The 19,813-nt window shown below is 73.5% G+C and carries 14 protein-coding genes and 1 pseudogene; 12 read left to right on the top strand and 3 right to left on the bottom strand.

The window, feature by feature from the left end; translation table 11 throughout:
* Window positions 1-32: 32 nt before the first annotated feature.
* Window positions 33-1,079: pseudogene (locus tag IE239_RS43320) on the top strand (ATP-binding cassette domain-containing protein); the annotation flags it as partial.
* 489 nt (window positions 1,080-1,568) lie between these two features.
* Here IE239_RS43320 and IE239_RS25975 read toward each other — a convergent pair.
* Window positions 1,569-2,177 (bottom strand): response regulator transcription factor, encoded by a 609-nt coding sequence (locus IE239_RS25975; protein ID WP_190151805.1) that lies wholly within the window; start codon window positions 2,175-2,177, stop codon window positions 1,569-1,571.
* A gap of 278 nt (window positions 2,178-2,455) precedes the next feature.
* On the opposite strand from IE239_RS25975, the gene IE239_RS25980 reads away from it, so the two are divergent.
* Window positions 2,456-4,606, top strand: a complete 2,151-nt coding sequence (locus IE239_RS25980; RefSeq protein ID WP_190151806.1) for a SpoIIE family protein phosphatase — start codon at window positions 2,456-2,458, stop codon at window positions 4,604-4,606.
* Between the two features lie 73 nt (window positions 4,607-4,679).
* On the opposite strand, the gene IE239_RS25985 is transcribed toward IE239_RS25980, so the two are convergent.
* Window positions 4,680-6,155: a S1 family peptidase gene (locus IE239_RS25985; RefSeq protein WP_190151807.1), complete on the bottom strand. Its 1,476-nt coding sequence runs from the start codon at window positions 6,153-6,155 to the stop codon at window positions 4,680-4,682.
* A gap of 979 nt (window positions 6,156-7,134) precedes the next feature.
* On the opposite strand from IE239_RS25985, the gene IE239_RS25990 reads away from it, so the two are divergent.
* From IE239_RS25990 to IE239_RS26030, 9 genes are all read left to right on the top strand, one after another.
* Window positions 7,135-7,350, top strand: coding sequence for a type A2 lantipeptide (locus IE239_RS25990; protein WP_190151808.1), 216 nt, complete (start codon window positions 7,135-7,137; stop codon window positions 7,348-7,350).
* An 87-nt stretch (window positions 7,351-7,437) separates the two neighbouring features.
* Window positions 7,438-8,244: an HlyD family efflux transporter periplasmic adaptor subunit gene (locus tag IE239_RS25995; protein WP_190151809.1), complete on the top strand. Its 807-nt coding sequence runs from the start codon at window positions 7,438-7,440 to the stop codon at window positions 8,242-8,244.
* Window positions 8,241-10,463 (top strand): NHLP family bacteriocin export ABC transporter peptidase/permease/ATPase subunit, encoded by a 2,223-nt coding sequence (locus IE239_RS26000; protein WP_190151810.1) that lies wholly within the window; start codon window positions 8,241-8,243, stop codon window positions 10,461-10,463. Before IE239_RS25995 ends, IE239_RS26000 begins: the two co-directional genes overlap by 4 nt.
* A 1-nt stretch (window position 10,464) precedes the next feature.
* Complete coding sequence (locus IE239_RS26005; protein WP_190151811.1) at window positions 10,465-13,320, top strand: NHLP bacteriocin export ABC transporter permease/ATPase subunit; 2,856 nt, start codon at window positions 10,465-10,467, stop codon at window positions 13,318-13,320.
* Window positions 13,321-13,558: 238 nt separating this feature from the next.
* Entirely contained in the window at window positions 13,559-15,061 is a 1,503-nt protein-coding gene (locus IE239_RS26010; protein ID WP_190151812.1) for an MFS transporter, read from the top strand.
* Between the two features lie 176 nt (window positions 15,062-15,237).
* A complete protein-coding gene (locus IE239_RS26015) occupies window positions 15,238-16,311 on the top strand; it encodes a Ppx/GppA family phosphatase (RefSeq protein ID WP_190151813.1) in 1,074 nt (357 codons plus the stop codon).
* Window positions 16,312-16,377: 66 nt separating this feature from the next.
* Complete coding sequence (locus tag IE239_RS26020) at window positions 16,378-16,578, top strand: hypothetical protein (RefSeq protein ID WP_190151814.1); 201 nt, start codon at window positions 16,378-16,380, stop codon at window positions 16,576-16,578.
* 88 nt (window positions 16,579-16,666) lie between these two features.
* Complete coding sequence (locus IE239_RS26025; RefSeq protein WP_190151815.1) at window positions 16,667-17,716, top strand: iron-containing redox enzyme family protein; 1,050 nt, start codon at window positions 16,667-16,669, stop codon at window positions 17,714-17,716.
* A 267-nt stretch (window positions 17,717-17,983) separates the two neighbouring features.
* Window positions 17,984-18,193: a CDGSH iron-sulfur domain-containing protein gene (locus tag IE239_RS26030; RefSeq protein WP_190151816.1), complete on the top strand. Its 210-nt coding sequence runs from the start codon at window positions 17,984-17,986 to the stop codon at window positions 18,191-18,193.
* Window positions 18,194-18,423: 230 nt separating this feature from the next.
* Here the strand turns inward: IE239_RS26030 and IE239_RS26035 are convergent, their stop codons facing one another.
* A complete protein-coding gene (locus IE239_RS26035; RefSeq protein ID WP_190151817.1) occupies window positions 18,424-18,858 on the bottom strand; it encodes a subtilase-type protease inhibitor in 435 nt (144 codons plus the stop codon).
* A 357-nt stretch (window positions 18,859-19,215) separates the two neighbouring features.
* On the opposite strand from IE239_RS26035, the gene abmR reads away from it, so the two are divergent.
* Window positions 19,216-19,791: an ATP-binding transcription factor AbmR gene (gene abmR / locus IE239_RS26040; RefSeq protein ID WP_190151818.1), complete on the top strand. Its 576-nt coding sequence runs from the start codon at window positions 19,216-19,218 to the stop codon at window positions 19,789-19,791.
* Window positions 19,792-19,813 lie beyond the last annotated feature (22 nt).

Raw genomic sequence — 19,813 nt, forward strand, 5'->3', positions numbered from 1 at the left:
AGATCGCCCGGGACACCTTCGCGGGGCTGGTGATGGTCTCGCGCTCGTTCGTGTTCACGTCCGCCGGCGCGCTGGCAGGCCTGTGCTCGCTCGCCCCGCCGCTGCTTCTCGCCGTCGCGCCTCCGCTCGCCGCGGGGGTGGCGCTGTTCGCGGCGACCCTGCGTCCGCTGGCCGGGCGGCAGGAGGCGTTCCTCGCCGCCGACGAGGCGCTGGCGGAGGACCTGGGCACGGTCTGCCCCGGACTGCGGGACGTCACGGCGGCCGGCGCGGAGGACCGGATCGCCGCGGACACCGGGGTCCTCGTCGACGCCGAGCTGCAGGCGGCGCGTGCCCTGGCCCGCTGGGGCGTGGCCCGGGTGGCGTGCCTCGCGCTGGGCGGTCACCTGCCGCTGGTGCTGCTGCTGGCCGGCGCCCCCTGGTTCCTGGCGCACGGGGTCACCCCCGGTGCGCTGGTCGGCGCCCTCGCCTATGTCACCCAGGCCCTGCTCCCGGCCCTGACCGGCCTCATCCACGGCCTGGGCACCAGCGGATCCCGTCTGACGGTGGTGCTGCGCCGGCTGGCACCGCGCGGGACGACGGCGTCCCGGCCGGGCGACGGCGCGGGCCTCAGGGACCCGCACCCCCCGGGCCCGGCCACGCCGCGCAAACCCCCCGCCCTCTCCGTGACCGCGCTGTCGTTCGCCTACGGCCCTGCGTCCGCGCCCGTCGTCGACGACCTCACGCTCACGCTGCCCGCCGGGGGCCACCTGGCCGTGGTGGGCCCGAGCGGGGTCGGGAAGTCCACCCTGACCGGGCTGGTCGCCGGACTGCTGGAGCCCGTGCGCGGGGAGATCCGGATCTGCGGCCGGCCGGTGCCGGGAGGCGAGGCCGCCGCCCGGCGCGTGCTCATCCCGCAGGAGGCGTACGTGTTCAGCGGTTCCCTCCGCGAGAACCTCACGCACCTGCGGCCGGACCCCGTGCCCGAGAAGGAGCTGCTCGCCGCCGCCGAGGCCGTCGGGTCGGCTCCCCTGGTCCACGCGCTGGGCGGCCCGGAGGCGGCCGTGGACCCGGCGGCGCTGTCGGCGGGCGAGCGTCAGCTGATCGCCCTGACGCGCGCGTATCTGTCGTCCGCCCCGCTGGCCCTGCTGGACGAGGCGACCTGCCACCTGGACCCGGAGGCGGAGGCGCGCGCCGAGCGGGCGTTCGCGGCCCGCCCGGGCGGCACCCTGGTCGTCGTGGCGCACCGCGTCAGCTCCGCCCGGCGCGCGGGGCGGGTGCTGGTCATGGACGGGCCCCGCACGATGTGCGGGACGCACGAGGAGATGGTGCGCCGCTCCGCCCTCTACCGCGACCTCGTCGGCTCGTGGACGACCGAGGAGACCGACGACCCCGACGCCCCTGAGAACGCCGAGCGCAGCGGGAACACCGAGAGCAGCGGGGAGGCCGGGGAACCGGGAGGGTCTCAGGGGTCCCGGACGTCCGGGAAGCCTGGGAAGCCCGGGAAGACAGCAAAGCCCGGGGAGCCCGGAGAGGCCGGAGAGCCCAGGGAGGCCGGGGAGCCCGGGGAGCCCGGAGAGGCCGGGCCCGGCTCACAGCCAGCCCTGCCCCTGGGAGATGCGGATGGCGTCCACACGGTTGCGGGCGCCGGTCTTGCGGGTGATCGCCGCCATGTAGTTGCGCACGGTCCCGTGGGACAGGTGCAGGCTCCCCGCGATCTCCGCGACGGAGGCGCCCTCGGCGGCGAGGGTTAACACGCTCAGTTCCCGGCGGGTCAGCGGCATCTCCGCCGCCTTCAGGAAACCGAAGCCCAGCGAGTCGGTGACGAAACGTTCCCCCTGAGCGACTCTCCGGATGCCTCGCAGCAGTTGTTCCGGTGTGCCGGCCTTGTCGACGTAGCCGAGCGCCCCCGCCTCCAGCGCCCGTTTCAGCAGGCCCGGCCTGTTCGCGCCGGCAAGCACGAGGAGCCGCGGAGGCGCCAGGCCGACACCCCGCGGACGCAGATCGCCCAGGGGCGGGATGCCGTAGGTGTCGGAGCAGTCGAGGTCCGCCGCGCACACGTCCGGCCGCACCGCCCTGACACGCCCGGCCGCGCTGCGCCACGGGACGTCGTCCACCCGCAGGTCCGGCTCCCTGGAGAGCCACTGTGCGAGGACCGATCTGACCAGACATGCGTCGTGCACCAGAAGTACCCGGATCACTGCCGCCCCTTCGACTAGCCGTACTCACGGTTTCTCGGTGTTCAGCGCGTGCCCATTGTTCGGCCTCCCGGACCGTTCCTGAGCGCGAAGATCCGGCCATCGGGGTGCGCGGGGGCGCACGCGGGGCGGGCGCACATCGCCGCGCGCTTCGACCCGGGGGGCATGACAACGGGCCGACGGGGTACGAGAGGGCATCCGGCGGACGCGGCGCTCGCCGTGCGCGTCGCGTCGCCGGGGGGCAGATTTGAGCGTGACCCCGCACGGCGCCGGGCGAGGAGGTGGTCGCCGTGCCCGAGCAGACGTCCGGCCAGGCGCCGGCCGCCGCATGGGCCCCGGTCGGCCGGCCGCTGCTGTCACTGGCGCTGACGTCGATGATGGACGCCGTCGGAGCGCACTCCGGCGCGGTGTACCTGCGTCCGGGCGACGCACCGGTGCTGGAGATGGCGGTGATGGCGGGCCTGCCGCGGTCCTTCGCCGCGCCCTGGGAGCGGGTGGGACTGAGCGCGCCGATCCCGGTGGCCGAGGCGGTGCGCGAGCGGCGCCTGGTGTGGGTGGGCGGGCAGGAGGACATGGCCCGGCGCTATCCGCGGATCGCCGTCGTGCTGCCGTATCCGTTCGCGCTGGTCGCGCTGCCGGTGGCGACGGCCTCCCGGGTGTACGGCGCCGTCTTCCTCACCTGGCCCGGCTCCCACCCCTCGGAGCTGTCCGACCGCGAGCGCCGGGAGCTGACGTCGGCCTGCGAGCGGCTGGCCCTGCGGCTGGAGCGCGCGGCGGCGCGCAACCACGCGGTGCTCGCCGAGTCGGATCTGCTGGAGGCGGGGCCGCTGGGCGGCGTCTCGGACACGCTGGGCTCGCTGGAGGCGGCCCGGATGGTGGCCAGGCTGCCGTACGGGATGTGCTCGCTGGATCTGAGCGGCCGGGTGGGCTTCGCCAACGCCGCCGCGTCCGAGCTGCTGGGCGTCCCGGTGGGCGAACTGCTCGGCTCGCAGCTGTGGGCGAGCGTGCCGTGGCTCAACGACCCCATGTACGAGGAGCGTTACCGGGCCGCGCTGATCAGTCAGGACGCCACCTCGTTCGTGGCACTGCGACCGCCCTCCGAGTGGCTGTCGTTCCGGCTGTACCCCAGCACCACGGGGATCAGCGTCCGCATCAGCCGGGCCCGGGCCGTGTCGGAGATGCGGCCCGCCGCTCCCCGGCCGGGGGACGCTCCGACCCGGCTCGTGTCGATGTCGCAGGCGCTGAGCATGGCCGGGGCGCTCACCGAGACGGTGAGCGTGCGGGACGTGCTGGGGCTGATCGCGGACGAGATCGCGCCCGCGGTGGGCTGCCAGGCCCTGGCCCTGCTCGGCACGCGGGCCGGACGGCTGCGCGTGCTCGGCCACCACGGGTATCCCGACCCGCACAGCGTGGAACGGTTCGACGGACTGCCGCTCAGCGCCCCGACCCCGGGCACGCATGCCGTCGCCCACGGGGTCCCGGCGTTCTTCGACTCCCGGGAGCAGCTCGAACGCCTGTATCCGGCGCGGCACGTCTCCCCTGACGGCTTCGCCGCCTGGGCCTATCTGCCGTTGATCGCCTCCGGCCGCCCGGTCGGCGCCTGTGTGCTGGCCTACGCCGAAGCGCGCCGGTTCTCCACGCACGAGCGTGCGGTGCTGGCCAGCCTGGCGGGTCTGATCGCCCAGGCTCTGGACCGGGCCCTGCTGTACGACGTCAAGCACCAGCTCGCCCACGGGCTGCAGGCGGCGCTGCTGCCGCCCTCGCTGCCGTCCCTGGCCGGCCTGGAGGCGACCGCCCGCTATCTGCCCGCCACCCGGGGCATGGAGATAGGCGGCGACTTCTACGACCTGGTGCCCTCGGCGCCGCTTCCCGCGGCGGTGATCGGGGACGTGCAGGGGCACAACGTGACCGCGGCCGGGCTGATGGGGCAGATCCGCACCGCCGTGCGCGCGTACACGACGGTCGGGCAGGCACCCGGAGAGGTGATGCGCAGCACCAACCGGCTGCTGATCGACCTCGGTTCCGAGCTGCTCGCCAGCTGTCTGTACCTGCGCCTGGACCCGGCCCGCGGACGGGCGGTCATGGCCCGGGCCGGCCATCCCCCGCCGCTGTTGCGCCGGCCGGACGGCCGGGTGCGCGTGCTGGACCTCGCGGGCGGCCCGCTGCTGGGCATCGACGGGACGGCGACGTATCCGACGACGGAGGTCGAGCTGGGCGGCGGCTGTGTCCTCGCCCTCTACACGGACGGGCTCATCGAGAGGCCGGGGGTGGACATCGAGGACGCCGTCGCGGACCTGGGAGGGCGGCTCGGCGCGGCCGGGGACCGGCCGCTGGAGGAGCTGGCCGACGAGCTGGTGGGGCACTACGCGACGGCGGAGGAACGGATCGACGACGTGGCGCTGCTGTTGCTGCGGCCGCGGGAGGACGAATGACGGGCCGCGGGCGGGCACGCACACGAACGGTCCGGCCCCCGTCGGAGGGCCGGACCGTTCGGATGACTCCGTGTCAGCGCGACTCCGTCACACCCGAGCCGTCCGCCTGACCGTTGCCGGACTGGTTCTGACCGCCGCCGGACTGGTTGCTGCCGTCGCCCGACTGGTTGTTGCCACTGCCCGACTGGTTCTGGCCGCCGTCGGCGCCGTTGCCCGCCGCCCCGCCGGCGCCCTGGACGGGCTCACCCGTCTGGTCGTCGATGCCGTCACCGTTCGCGTCCACAGCACCGCCACCCGCGCCGGCACCCGCACCGCCGGCGCCCTGGACGGGCTCACCCGTCTGGTCGTCGATGCCGTCACCGTTCGCGTCCACGGCACCGCCACCGGCACCGGCACCCGCGCCCGCACCACCGGCGTTACCGGCGCCGCCGTCGCCGAGGGTCGCGCCGACCGCGGCCAGCGCGGTGGTCACCGGCTGGAAGAAGGTCTCGCCGCCCGCGGTGCAGTCGCCGCTGCCGCCCGAGGTCAGGCCGACGGCCTGGCCGTCCTGGGTGAAGAGCGAGCCGCCGCTGTCACCGGGCTCGGCGCAGACGTTCGTCTGGATGAGGCCCGTGACGGTGCCCTCGGGGTAGTTGACCGTGGCGTCGAGGCCGAGGACCTGGCCGTCGTGCAGACCGGTGGTGCTGCCCATCCGGAAGACCTGCGTGCCGACCGTGGCGTCGGCGGCCTGGCTGATCGCGACGGTCTGCTGGCCGGTGTTGACGTCGCTGGGCGCCTTGGTGTTCGCGTCGTCGTACTTCACAAGCGCGAAGTCGCCGTCGCCGGGGAAGGTCGCCTGGTCGACCGTGGCGATGGGCTGGCCGTTCTGGGTGTCGGACCACTGCTTGGCCGCGACCCCGCAGTGACCGGCCGTCAGGAACGCCGGAGAGCCGTCGCCCGCCGTCACGTTGAAGCCGAGGGAGCAGCGCGCTCCGCCGCCGAATATCGCGTCGCCGCCGGAGACGAGGGGCTTGAGGACGCCGGCCGACTTCTGGATCGTCGCCATGCCGGAGCCGAGGCTCTTCACGGTCGACTCGATCCGGTTCCACTTGCCGCCGGTGACCGTCGAGTCGGCGGTGACGCGGATCTTGTTGGTCTTCGGGTCGACGGCCCAGGAGGTGCCCGCGATGGTCGCCCTGGTCTTCAGCGTCTGTGCGGCCGCCTTGAGTTCGGCCGCGCTGTTCTCCACTTCACGGACCTTGGCGCCCGCCCTCTCCGCCTGCGCGATGACGTTGCCCTGGTCACCGGAGACGTTCGCCACGTTGACGACCAGCTGCTTGCCGGCGGTGTCGTAGTAGGAGCCGGCGAAGCTGTCACCGAGCATCTTCTGCAACTGCGAGGCGAGGTCCGAGGCGTTGCCCGCCTTCAGGGTCTTCACCGAGGCGGTGTCGCCGGAACCGCCGTCCTGAGAGGCGTTGGCCTGGGGAAGCAGGATGGCCGCCGCTCCGAGCGCTGCCACACCGCCTGCGGCGAAGATGGCCTTGCGCTTCGTAACTCGCTTGTGACTCAAAAAACTCGACCTCCTGGGGGACGGGGTCTGGCTGCCGGGGGTTCGGCAGCTCCGTACAGCGGCGCCTGGTTGGCCATCAGTACGCAGCCGATGCGCGGGGCGTTCAATCGCGTTTGCCAACTTCCTTTGCACAACGCTGAATCGGCCACGGCATGCGGCCGACCTGCCGTCGGGGAGCGGTCACCTCCCGGCCGACGACGACCGGCGACGACGACCGGCGACGACGACCGGCGAGGGCGACGGGAGGGGACGGCGGCGACCGCGGGCGCCGGAGCCGCGCTCGCCCTCCGGGCCGTCCGGGAGTCCGGGGCCGGGAGGGTCCGAAAAGGGGTGCGGACGGATCGACGGCGACGAAACGGCCGGCCCCGCCGCGGCGCGCGACGACGACGGCGATGTCCTGATCCGAGCGGTGGCCGCCCTTCCGCGGGCGGGGACGGCCGCGAACCGGAGCCTCGCCCGCACCCGCTCCCCGCGCTCGCCCCCGCACCCCACCCCTCGCGCCCACCCCGCACCCACTCCCCGTACTGACCCTATGCACTCGATCGGACACGGCGCGTCGACGATCGGGGCCGGAATCCCCGCTTCAGGGAATCTGCACAGCGAATGCCCAACCAGGTCACCGCGAGAGGGGGTTCTGCACAACTCGGCCGCGGCCGCCGCGCCATAGGGGCAGGAGTGTCCGATTCGCCGCGAGAGCGCCCGGCGCTCATCCGAGCGATCTCGGCCCGAGGTGTGAAGAAGTGACCGACAAGGCGTGGGCGCACCTGCACGGTTTCCCGCTCCTGTGACGCAAGTGCCCAGGTGGGACAGGGGATTGATTGGATGCGTCGGCCGTGGACCTGCTTTGATCCATCGCATCGCAGGGCCGCAGCGGCCTCCCGGAAACGGGAAGCCCGGGCCCCGCGGTCGCGGCCGTCATCTGTCCCCAGAGGGGGCCGCTCCCCCCTGATGAGATATCCATGTGAAGGGAAGTTCCCCCATGAACTCCACCCCCCAGGTTGAGACCGTCGAGATCTCCGACGCCGAGCTGGACAACGTCTCCGGCGGTCTGTCCCTGAACGCCGTCGGCACCGTCACCGGCCTGGTGGACGGCATCGCCCCGGTCTCCGGCCTGGTCAACACGGCCGTCGGCACCGTCGAGGGTGTCACCGGCCTCAGCACGGCCCCGGTCACCAACCTGGTCGCCGGTCTCTGATCGCACCCCGTGTGACCCCTGCGAGTCCCGGAGCCCTCACCCGGCTCCGGGGCTCGTCGGCGTCCCGACCCTCCCGGGGGAAGTCCCGTGCAGTTCCGCCAACAGGCCCTCGCCAAGCTCCAGTCACCGGAGGATCTCGACCTCCCGGTGCGTTTCGCGCGCCCTCAGGGCTGGCTGGTGCTGACCGTGACCGTGGTGGTCGTCGTGGCCGCGTCCGTGTGGGCCGTGACCGGCTCGGTCGCCTCCACGGTGAGCGCGCCCGCCGTCCTCACCCACGGCGAGGGCAGCTACGTCCTGCAGAGCCCGGTGGCCGGACAGGTCACCGCGGTGCTCGCGCGGGAGGGCGGGCGACTGCCCGCCGACGCCCCCGTGCTGAAGGTACGCACGGCCGACGGCGACACCGTGGTGCGGACGGTCGCCGCCGGACGGGTCACCGCGCTCGCCGCCGCCGTCGGGCAGATCATCTCCACCGGCGCGAACGTCGCCGCCGTGGAGAAGGTGGCCGGGGCCGACGACCCGCTGTACGCGACGGTGTACGTCCCCGCGCAGAACGCGGCCTCCGTCCCGGTCGGCGCGCCCGTCGACCTCACCGTGCAGACCGTGCCCGCCCAGGAGTACGGCGTGCTGCGCGGCCATGTGAAGTCGGTGGACCGCACCGCCCGGTCGGCGCGGCAGATCTCCGCGTTCCTCGGCGACAGCCAGCTGGGCGAGCAGTTCACCGAGGACGGCCGCCCGGTGGCGGTGCTGGTGCGCCTCGACAGGTCCGCCGCGACGAAGAGCGGCTACAAGTGGTCCTCGGCCCAGGGCCCGCCGTACGCCCTCACCTCCATGACCATGGCCACGGGCTCGATCCGGCTGGCCGACCAGCGCCCCGTCGACTGGCTGCTGCCGTGAGCACCGCCGAGCAGACCCGCGGCCGGCGCCGGGCCGCCCCGCCCCGGCGCACGGTCCCCAAGTCCTCGGCGAAGACGGTCCGTACGCCCACCGTGCTCCAGATGGAGGCCGTGGAGTGCGGGGCGGCCTCGCTCGCCATGGTCCTCGGCCACTACGGCCGGCACGTCCCGCTGGAGGAGCTGCGGATCGCGTGCGGCGTCTCCCGCGACGGCTCGCGCGCCAGCAACCTGCTCAAGGCGGCCCGCGGTTACGGCCTGACGGCCAAGGGCATGCAGATGGACCTCGCTGCCCTCGCCCAGGTGCAGTCGCCTGCGATCCTCTTCTGGGAGTTCAACCACTACGTCGTCTACGAGGGGCTCGGCCGGCGCTTCGGCCGCCGCGGCGTGTTCGTCAACGACCCCGGCAAGGGACGCCGGTTCGTGCCGATGGAGGACTTCGACGGCAGCTTCACCGGGGTCGTGCTGGTCCTGGAGCCGGGCGAGGGGTTCGAGCGCGGCGGACGCAGGCCCGGCGTGCTGGGCGCGATGCCGGCCCGGCTGCGCGGGACCGCGGGGACGATGCCGGCGGCCGTGCTGGCGAGCCTGCTGCTGGTGCTGGTGGGCGCGGCGGTGCCGGCGCTCAGCCGGACCTACATCGACACGTTCCTGATCGGCGGCCAAACGTCCCTGCTGACGGTGCTGTTCGCGTCGATGGGCGCCTGCGTGGCGCTCACGGTCGCCCTCACCTGGCTCCAGCAGGCCAATCTGCACCACGGCCGGATCATCTCCTCGACCCTGTCCAGCGCCCGTTTCCTGCGCCATCTGCTGCGGCTGCCGGTGACCTTCTTCTCCCAGCGCAGTCCGGCCGACCTGGTCCAGCGCCTGCAGTCGAACGACGCGGTCGCCGAGACCCTGGCCCGCGACCTCGCCTCGGCCGGGGTGGACGCGGTGGTGGTCGTCCTCTACGCGCTCCTCCTCTACACCTACGACCCCCAGCTGACGTACGTGGGCATCGGGGTGGCGCTGCTCAACGTCGTCGCCATGCGGATCGTCATCCGCATGCGGGCGACACGGACGGCGAAGCTGCGCGCGGACAACGCACGGCTGACCAACACGGCTTACACCGGGCTGCAGTTGATCGAGACGATGAAGGCGACCGGCGGCGAGGACGGCTACTTCCGCAAGTGGGCCGGACAGCACGCCACGACGCTGGAGGAGCAGCAGCGCCTCGGGGTGCCGAGTGCCTGGCTGGGCGTGGTCGCGCCGACCCTCGCCACGCTGAACAGCGCGCTGATCCTGTGGATCGGCGGCATGCGGGCGATCGAGGGCCACATCTCGGTGGGCCTGCTGGTCGCCTTCCAGGCCCTGGTCACCCGCTTCACCGCCCCGCTGACCCGGCTGAACGGCGTCGCGGGCCGGATCCAGGACTTCGCGGCGGACGTGGCCCGGCTGAAGGACGTCGAGAACTTCCGCTCCGATCCGCTCTACGACCGCCGCGCGGGCGCCGACTCCACCCGGCGGCTGCGGGGGCACGTCGAGCTGGAGAACATCGCCTTCGGCTACAGCCCGCTGGACAAGCCCCTGTTGAGCGGCTTCGACCTGACCGTGGGGCCGGGGCAGCAGGTGGCGCTGGTCGGCGGCTCGGGCAGCGGCAAGTCGACGGTGTCCCGGCTGATCTCGGGCCTGTACACGCCCTGGGAGGGTGTGATCCGCATCGACGGGCGGCGCCTGGAGGACATCGCGCGCGGGGCGCTGGCCTCCTCCGTCTCCTTCGTGGACCAGGAGGTCTTCCTCTTCGAGGGCTCGGTCCGCGACAACGTGGCGCTGTGGGACCCGTCGATCCCCGACGACGCCGTCCTCGACGCGCTCCGGGACGCCGCGCTCCTCGACGTCGTCCTGCGCCGGCCCGGCGGCGTCCACAGCAGGGTCGAGCAGGACGGCCGCAACTTCTCCGGCGGACAGCGCCAGCGTCTGGAGATCGCCCGGGCGCTGGTGCGCCGCCCGAGCGTCCTCGTGCTGGACGAGGTGACCAGCGCGCTGGACGCGGAGACCGAGCAGACGGTGATGGACAACCTGCGCCGACGCGGCTGTGCATGCGTGGTGATCGCCCACCGGCTCAGCACGGTGCGCGACAGCGACGAGATCGTCGTGCTCCAGCACGGCACGGTCGTGGAACGCGGTCGGCACGAGGAACTGGTGGCGCGCGGCGGTGCGTACGCGGCCCTGGTCAGGGAGCGATGAGATGACGGCCGTAGCCGGGGACGACGTGGTTCTCACCGCGCTGGGACAGCTGGGGTCGCGGATCGACTGCGCCGGTCTCGGCCGCCTGGACCTGGAGGGTCCGCAGGTGCTGTGGCTGGTCGTGTCGGGCGCGCTCGACCTGTTCGCGGTGGACGCCGGACAGCAGGGCCACTGGCATCATCTGGGCCGTCTGGAGGCCGGGGCCCTGCTGCTGGGCCCGGTGGCCGGGCCCCGGCACACGCTCGTCGCCCGGCCGTCGCGCGACTGCGTGGTGAACCGGGTCGGGCTGCGTGAGCTGTACCAGCCCGCGGACACCCGGACCTGGTCCTACGACGAGTACGGCAACGCCCGGTACGTGCCGCCGGCCTCGAGCCCTCTGGAGTACGCGCTCGCCCTCGGCGTGGGCCGCGGCCTGTCGATCCTGTTCCAGGCGCCGATGGCCGCCGAGGGGGCCGCCGAGGACGGGGGCTCCCCCGTGCGCGGCCGGGCGGGCGCGGGGGACGACGACGACGTGTTCTGGATGCAGGTGCCGCCGGGCAGTGTGCGGTACGGCTCGCTGTACGGGGCGGAGGCGGCCGCCGACCTGCTGATGGACCCTGCCCTGTGGCAGTCCGTGGTCGACCAGCAGTTCCGGCTGCTGACGGCGCTGGACCGCTGGATCGAGCAGCTGGAGCGCAGCCACGAGACGCGGACGGCCGCCGGGATCAAGGCGGGTGAGGCGGTCCGCGCCCAGGCCGACCGGACGCTGCTGGCGTCGATCGGCGGGAAGCCGGACCGGCGCTCGACGTCCGCCGACGCCGACGCCACCTTCGCCGCCTGCCGGCTGGTCGCCCGGGCCGCCGGGATCACCCTGACCGAGCCGGCCCGGACGGGCGCCGCCGACAGCGACCGGCTCGACCCGGTCGAGCGGGTCGCCCTGGCGTCCCGGGTGCGCGCCCGGGCCGTCCGTCTCGACGGCCGCTGGTGGCGGGACGACGTGGGTCCGCTGGTCGGGCGCCGGGCGCTGTCCGGGGCTCCGGTCGCGCTGCTGTGGCGACGCGGGGGCTATGTCGCCGTCCATCCCGCCACCGGACGGGAGACTCCGGTCGAGAAGGCCAACGCGGAGGAGTTCGAGCCGCGGGCCGTCATGTTCTACCGGCCGCTGCCGGAGCGGAGCCCGGGCCCGCTCGGCCTGCTGCGGTTCAGCATGCGGGGCACCGGCCCGGACCTGACGAACCTGCTGCTCAGCGGGTTGGTGACGGTGGCGATCGGGGCGCTGGTGCCGATCGCCACCGGCAAGGTGCTGGGCCAGTACGTGCCGAGGGCCCAGCAGGGGCCGATCGTGCAGGTGTGCCTGGCGGTGATGATCAGCAGCGTGGTGGCGGCGGCGTTCATGCTGCTGCAGAACCTGACCATCCTGCGCATGGAGGGCCGGATCGAGGCGACGCTCCAACCCGCCGTGTGGGACCGGCTGCTGAGGCTGCCGACGAAGTTCTTCACCGAGCGTTCCACAGGCGAGCTGGCGAGCGCCGCCATGGGCATCAGCGCGATCCGGCGGCTGCTGGCGGGACTCGGCCCGTCGGTGGCGCAGTCCGTCACCGTCGGCGCCATGAACCTGGGGCTGCTGCTCTGGTACAGCGTGCCGATGGCGCTGGCCGCGGTCGGGATGCTCACGGTGGTCGCCGCGGTGTTCCTGGGGCTCGGGCTGTGGCAGGTGCGCTGGCAGCGGCGGCTCGTGGTGCTCTCCAACAAGCTCGACAACCAGGCGTTCCAGACGCTGCGCGGGCTGCCGAAGCTGCGGGTGGCGGCGGCCGAGAACTACGCCTACGCGGCCTGGGCGGCGCAGTTCGCGCGCAGCCGTGAGCTGCAGCAGCGGCTCGGCCGGATCAAGAACCTCAACACGGTGCTGGGCGCGGTCTATCTGCCGCTCTGCTCGCTGCTGATGTTCATGCTGCTGGCCGGTCCGGCCCGCGGCGCGCTGTCCGCGGCGGACTTCCTCACCTTCAACACGTCGATGACGATGCTGCTGACCTCGGTGACCTCACTGACCGGGGCGTTCGTGTCGGCGGTGGCCGCGCTGCCGCTGTTCGAGGAGATCCGGCCGGTGCTGGAGGCGACCCCCGAGGTCCGCACGGCGAACACCCGCCCGGGCCGGCTGACCGGTGCGCTCGAGGCACGCCGTCTGTCGTTCCGGTACTCCGACGACGGTCCCCTGGTCCTCGACGACGTCTCCTTCGAGGTGCGGCCGGGCGAGTTCGTGGCGGTCGTCGGCCCGAGCGGCTGCGGCAAGTCGACGCTGCTGCGGCTTCTCATCGGCTTCGACGAGCCGCTCTCCGGCAGCGTGTTGTTCGACGGCCAGGACCTGGCCGCGCTCGACCGGTCGGCGGTGCGCCGTCAGTGCGGGGTGGTGCTCCAGCACGCCCAGCCGTTCACGGGCTCCCTGCTGGACGTCATCTGCGGCACGGAGGCCTATACGCCCGAGGAGGCGATGGCGGCCGCCGAGATGGCGGGCCTCGCGGAGGACATCGCGCGGATGCCGATGGGGCTGCACACGATCGTCTCGGGCAGCGGGTCGGTCTCGGGCGGTCAGCGCCAGCGCCTGATGATCGCCCAGGCGCTGATCCGCCGGCCGCGGATCCTGTTCTTCGACGAGGCGACCAGCGCCCTGGACAACGAGACGCAGCGCACGGTGATCGAGAGCACCCGCAAGCTGAACGCCACGCGGGTGGTCATCGCGCACCGGCTGTCGACGGTGCTGGACGCCGACCGGGTGATCGTCATGGAGAACGGCAAGGTCGCCCAGCAGGGGCCGCCCGCCCAGCTCCTCGCCGACACCGGCGGGCGGCTGCACGAGCTGGTGCGGCGGCAGCTGGCCTGAGGGCCGCCCGAGTCGGCTCCGGCCCCCGGCCGCCCCCTCCGCCCGCCGTGCCCTCCGCCCGCCAGCCCCCTCCGCCTGCCGTGCCGTGCCCTGCCGTGCCGGCCGCCCCGTCCCGGACCTGTCCGGCCGGGGCGCGCTAACGAAACTTTGCCGTTTCGCTGAAACTGGTCTAGCCTCTATGTGTACGAAACCGTTTCGTTTACGTGTTCTTTGCCCTTCGTTCCTGGAGTGGTTCCCCATGCCTTCGAAGACCTTGACGGACGGCACCCGCACGGGCGCCGAACAGGAGCCGTCCGCGGCATCCGCCAGGAAGTGGTGGATCCTCGCGGTCGTCGCCCTCGCCCAGCTGATGGTGGTGCTGGACGCCACCATCGTGAACATCGCGCTGCCCTCCGCCCAGGCCGACCTCGGCTTCTCCGACGGCAACCGGCAGTGGATCGTCACCGCGTACGCGCTGGCGTTCGCCTCCCTGCTGCTGCTCGGCGGCCGGATAGCCGACCTCTTCGGCCGCAAGACGGCCTTCCTGATCGGCGTCGTCGGCTTCGCGGCCGTCTCCGCGCTCGGCGGCGCGGCCAACGGCTTCGAGATGCTGGTCACCGCCCGCGCGCTCCAGGGCGCCTTCGGCGCGCTCCTCGCACCGGCCGCCCTCTCCCTGCTCAACACCACGTTCACCGACGCCAGGGAGCGGGCCAGGGCGTTCAGCGTGTACGGCGCCATCGCCGGCGCCGGAGGCGCGGTGGGTCTGCTCCTCGGCGGCGTCCTGACCGACGCGCTCGACTGGCGCTGGACGCTCTACGTGAACGTGGCCATCGCCGTCGTCGCCTTCGCGGGCGGCTGGATCCTGCTCTCCAACCACCGTGACGCCGCGAACTCCAAGCTCGACGTGCCCGGCACCGTCCTGGTCGCCTCCGGACTCTTCGCCCTCGTCTACGGCTTCTCCAACGCCGAGACGCACGACTGGGGTTCGCCGCAGACCTGGGGCTTCCTGATCGTCGGCGGACTGCTGCTCGCGGCCTTCTCCTGGTGGCAGACGCGGGCGGCGCACCCGCTGCTGCCGCTGCGCATCCTGTCCGACCGCAACCGCGCCGCCTCCTTCCTGGCCGTGCTGATCTCCGGCGCCGGCATGTTCGGCGTGTTCCTCTTCCTCACCTACTACCTGCAGCTCAACCTCGGCTTCAGCCCGACGAAGACGGGTGTCGCGTTTCTGCCGATGGTCGGCGCGCTGATGGTTGCGGCGCAGGTCGGCACGACGGTTCTGGTGCCGCGCCTGGGTCCGCGGACAGTCGTCCCGCTGGGCTTCGCGATCGCCGGGGGCGGCATGGCCTGGCTGACCGCGATCGGCGTGGGCTCGCACTACCTGGGCGCGGTGCTGCCGCAGCTGATCGTCACCGGCCTCGGCCTCGGCCTCATCATGCCGCCGGCCATGCAGATGGCGACCGGCGGAGTGGCCGCCGAGGACGCGGGAGTGGCGTCCGCCGCCGTCAACGCCATGCAGCAGGTGGGCGGTTCGATCGGCACGGCGCTGCTGAACACCCTCGCCGCGAGCGCCGCGACCGACTACCTGGCCGGCAAGGACCCGACGAACAAGCTGGTCCAGGCGCACGCCGCCATCGAGAGCTACACCACCGCCTTCCTGTGGTCGTCGGGCTTCTTCGCGGCGGGCGCGGTCATCGCGTTCCTGCTCTTCCGCCGCGGCGTCCCCCAGCAGGACGCCGACGCGGCTCCGGTGATCCACATGTGACGGGTCATCGGATCGGGAGCCGCACCGGGAAAGGGGCCGCCGTCCACGACGGCGGCCCCACCGCGTCGTCTCCCGGCGGATGCTGAGAGGGCGGCAGGGACGGGGCCGCCGGAGCTGGTCCGCGTCGAGGGCGCACACGCGGGGTGCGGAGGTTTACGCCTGGGTACTCGCGGGCCATGAGAATCAGCGTTCTGGATGTCGGGTCGAACACCGTCCGGCTCGTGGTGGCGGACGCGGCGGGCGGCGTGCCGCTGCCGGTGCACACGGCGAAATGGCGGCTGCGGCTGTCCGAGCAGGTCGCCCCGGGTGACCCGATTCCGGACGAAGCCGTGCAGCGGCTCGTCGACGCGGTCGCCGCGGCCGCCCGCACGGCGGACCGCTGGGGCGCGACCGGCCCGCCGGCCTTCGCGACCGCCGTGGTGCGCGCGGCCCCCAACCGGCGCGAGGTGCTGCGCACGGTCCGCGCCCGGACCGGAGTCGCCCTGTGCACCCTGCCCGGCGAGGTGGAGGCCGAACTGACCTTTCTCGGGGCCCGCCGGTGGATGGGCTGGCGCTCCGGTCCGCTCGCCCTGCTGGACATCGGGGGCGGCTCGTTCGAGGTGGCGTTCGGCCGGGGTCGGCTGCCCGACTTCGTGGCATCGCTGCCGCTCGGGGCGGGCCGGCTCACCCACGACTTCTTCGCCGGGACCGACCCGCCGACCCCGGAACTGCTGCGTGCGGCCCGCCGCCGGATCCGCCACCAGCTCAGAGACGTGGCCGCCCGGATCCGCTGGGAGGGGCCGCGTACGGCGGTGGCCACCTCACGCACCTTCCAGCAGCTCGGGCGGCTGTGCGGGGCCGCGCCCGGCCGGCACGGCCCCTTCGTGGACCGCACCCTGCACCGCCGCGACCTGCGCGAGGCCATCGGCACGCTGGCCGCCCTGCCCGCGGCCGAGCGCGCCCGGCTGCCCGGCATCTCCGCACCCCGCGCGGCGCAGAGCCTGGCCGGTGCGTTGGTCGGACACACGGCGATGAAGCTGACCGGGCTGAGATCGGTCACCGTCTGCCCGTGGGCGATCCGCGAGGGCGTCATGCTGCGCCATATGGAGGACGGGCCGGCCTGGTGGACCGAGGTGGCCCGGCTCGCCGACGAGGAGCCGGACACGCCCGCGGAGCCGGTGCCCCTGCGTCTCGCCCGGCACGGCGGCCGGCGGCCGGTGAGCGGGGCGGCCGCCCCGGCCGCCGCTCCCGCGTGCACATCCGTCCCCTGACCGTCCCGCGGTCCGTCCGCCGCACAGCGCGGCCGGCCACACCCCCGACGAAAGGAAACCCCCGCCGTGTCCGACCACGAAGAGCAGCCCGACACCGGCAAGGACCGTCGACGAACCTCACTGGAGGAGGTCCTGCGCGAGATAGAGGACGCCGAGAGGCGCGTCGACGACCCGGAGGGCGAGCGCCGCCGGCGCAGGGGCGAGGCGGCCGACGCCCTCACCACCGACCGGCGGGCCCAGGCCCAGGAGGAGTCCGAGGGCGACTGAGCCCGGCGGGGGCGCCCCGTACGGCCGGCGGCGGCGGTGCGCCGCACGTCGCGGGGATGGCCGTGCGGGCACGGGGTACCCGGCCCGCATGGCACACGACCCCCGAGGACCGAGGCTGCCGGCCGCGCGCGGCCCGGTCTCCGCAGCGGTCCGCGCGTATCTCCCGGGCACGGGGCCGCTCCCGGCGGCCGGGACCGTCGCCGCCGCGTCCCCGTACGGCGACGACCTCCAGCTGGCTCTGTACCTCTGTTACGAGCTCCACTACCGCGGTTTCGCGGACGTGTCCCCGGACCGCGAGTGGGATCCGGACCTGCTGCGGGTGCGCGCCGCGCTGGAGCATCTGTTCCTGACCGCCCTGCGCGAGGACACCCCCGTGCACGCCTGCGTCGACGACGCCCTCGCGGACCTGCTCGTCGAGCCCGTCGACGGCACGGGCGTCAGCCACTTCCTGTCCGGCGAGGGCGAGCGGTGGCAGGTGCGCGAGTACGCGATGCAACGCTCGCTGTACCACCTCAAGGAGGCCGACCCGCACGCCTGGGTGCTGCCGCGGCTGTCGGGCCGGGCCAAGGCGGCGATGGCGGCGGTGGAGTTCGACGAGTGGGGCGGCGGCCGCCCCGACCGCGTCCACGCTCAACTGTTCGCGAACCTCATGACGGACCTGGGACTGGACACCGCGTACGGCCGCTATGTGGACGCCGCCTGCGCCGAGACGCTGGCCACGGTCAACCTGATGTCCCTCCTCGGGCTGCACCGCTCCCTCCGTGGCGCTCTCGTGGGCCACTTCGCGGCAGTGGAGATCACCTCCTCGCCCGGCTCCCGACGGCTCGCCGAGGCGATGCGCCGTACGGACGCGGGTCCGGCCTCCGAGCACTTCTACGACGAGCACGTGGAGGCCGACGCGGTGCACGAGCAGGTCGTACGCCACGAGGTGATCGGCGGCCTGCTCGCCGACGAACCGCAGCTGGCCGGCGACGTCGTCTTCGGTCTCGACGTCACCGGGTTCCTGGAGGACCGCCTCGCCGGCCGTCTGCTCGCCGCCTGGCGCAAGGGCGAGTCCTCGCTGCGGCCCGCGCCGCACGAGTCCGAGGGCGGCGGGGCCGCCGTGCGTCAGGAGCGCGGGAAAGCACATGCCTCGTGAACTCGCGGGTACGCCGGCGGCACGGATCGCCCGGCGCTCCCTGGCGTGCACGCCCCGCCGAGGAAGCCGACCTGCTTCAGGGGTGCTGCCGGGGTACCGCTGACGCCGAGCGCCGACGTCCTCGACGCCGGGACCGGCGCCGGCGGACCGGCGGCCCGCCCCGGCTCGCGAGGCGCCCCGGCCGACGTACTGCGGCGGGCCGAGCGCTCCGCCCGCCTCAGCCGGGCCTGTTGTCCACAGCCGACGAGAACGAGGAAGTGGTCGTCCGTGCCGAACTCCCCTGCCGACAGGCCCTGCCGGATCCGCGTCCAGCGCCGGGGCCCCCTGCTCGTCGAGGGCCCGGTCGAGGTGGAACTGGAGGACGGCACCACGGTCGCCTCCGACCGCTTCCGGGTGGCCCTGTGCACCTGCCGGCGCAGCCGCCGCTATCCCTGGTGCGACACGAGCCACCGCGACCGGGAGCGCAAACCGTCCTGAAGCCCCTCGTCAGGATCCCGCCTTCAGGGGCTCGCGCTCAGGATCCGGTCTTCAGGGTCCGGCCTTCAGGATCTTTCCGGTGAAGCGTTGTTCCCGGAGGCCGGCCGGGGGCCCCACTCCGCCCGTCCGGCCTCCGGGTGCGGGATCACTACGGTCCCTCGCTCAAGGGGCTCGCACTCCCCACTTCACGAGCCTCTCTCAGCATCCACGGGGACCGCGTGATCCCGGTCTCAGAACGCGAAGAGGCTGCTCACGGCAGCGTTCCTCACGCATTCGTTGGCGAAGGCACGCTCGAAGGCGACGCGCTTGCCCCGCCACACGCCGTCCACGGTGACGACCACCGGGTCGTACTGCCTGGTGCACACCGCGCCGCTCGGGCCCGCCAAGGCCTCGAGGTCGCCGCCGGCGGCACGCAGCTCGGCGCAGGCCAGAGCCGGGGAGGGATGGGTGCCGGAGGGGGTGGGGGCGCAGTTCAGGGTCACGGCCCGGGCCGCGTCGACGGTGGCGGCGCTGTCTCCGTGGCCCACGGTCAGCACGAATGCCGACGGGGCGTAGAGGGAGGTGGGCGCTGCGGCCGGGGCGGCGAGCGCGGGTCCGGTGAGGGATCCGCAGACGGTGACGGCCGTCAGGCCGAGGGTCGCTGCCCAGCGCGCGGTGTTCCGCATTGTGTGCATCCTTCCGCTCGATTCGGGGGTGTGCCGGCCCGGCCCGATCAGTGCCGGACGCGGCGAGCGCGAGTCTGCCGAGTCCGCCGCCGAATCTCACATCGACCCCATGGGTTTCAGTAACCTTGCGTATTGAATCAGTGGCGTGAAGTCACGGGATTCGAACGTTCCAACGCCGGAAGCAAGCGCTTCATGATCCCTTCGGGCCTCTCCGTGACCGGTTCTCATAGCTTCGTTAATCGGCCTGAAACATTCCGCTCGTCGCTCTCCGGCCCGCGCCGCGCCCTCCCTTTCCGCTTCCGGCGGACTCCTTCCCGTCCCCTTGCGTTCACCGACCAGCGGAGTAATGGTGATTACATGATTACGACAGAACAGACCGAGAAGCTGAGAGGCTGGTTCGCGGGCCGGCTGCCCGACGGCCTCTTCGAGGAACTGACCGACGTCACGGCCGATCGCGAGGAGATCACCGTGATCGGCCGCATCACCGCTCCGCGGCTGGCCGAGGACGCCCCGGCCGCCGAGCGGAAGGCGGCCGTCGAGGCCCGGATCCAGGAGTTCCGCGAACGCACCCGCGAGACCCGGATGGCCGTGGCCCGCGACGCCGAGCACCGGTTCCGGCACAAGGTGTCCTGGGGTGTGGTGTGCGACGGGGAGCGGACCTTGTTCACCCATGTCGCCGCGCCGGTCATGACCCGGCTGCGGCAGCCCGAGCGCCAGGTGCTCGACACCCTGATCGCCGCGGGCGTGGCCCGCAGCCGCAGTGACGCGCTCGCCTGGTGCGTGCGACTGGTCCAGCGCCACACCGACGGCTGGCTCACCGAACTGCGGGAGTCGCTCGAGCACGTCCAGCGCGTGCGGGCCCAGGGCCCGGACGCGGCCTTGGGCCCCGTGGAGGCCGTGGAACCGTCCGGCGGCGCCTCTGACCCGGCATGACCGCCGGGGACCCGGCCCGTCG

Source organism: Streptomyces humidus (assembly GCF_014649655.1).
Classification (GTDB): Bacteria; Actinomycetota; Actinomycetes; order Streptomycetales; family Streptomycetaceae; genus Streptomyces; species Streptomyces humidus.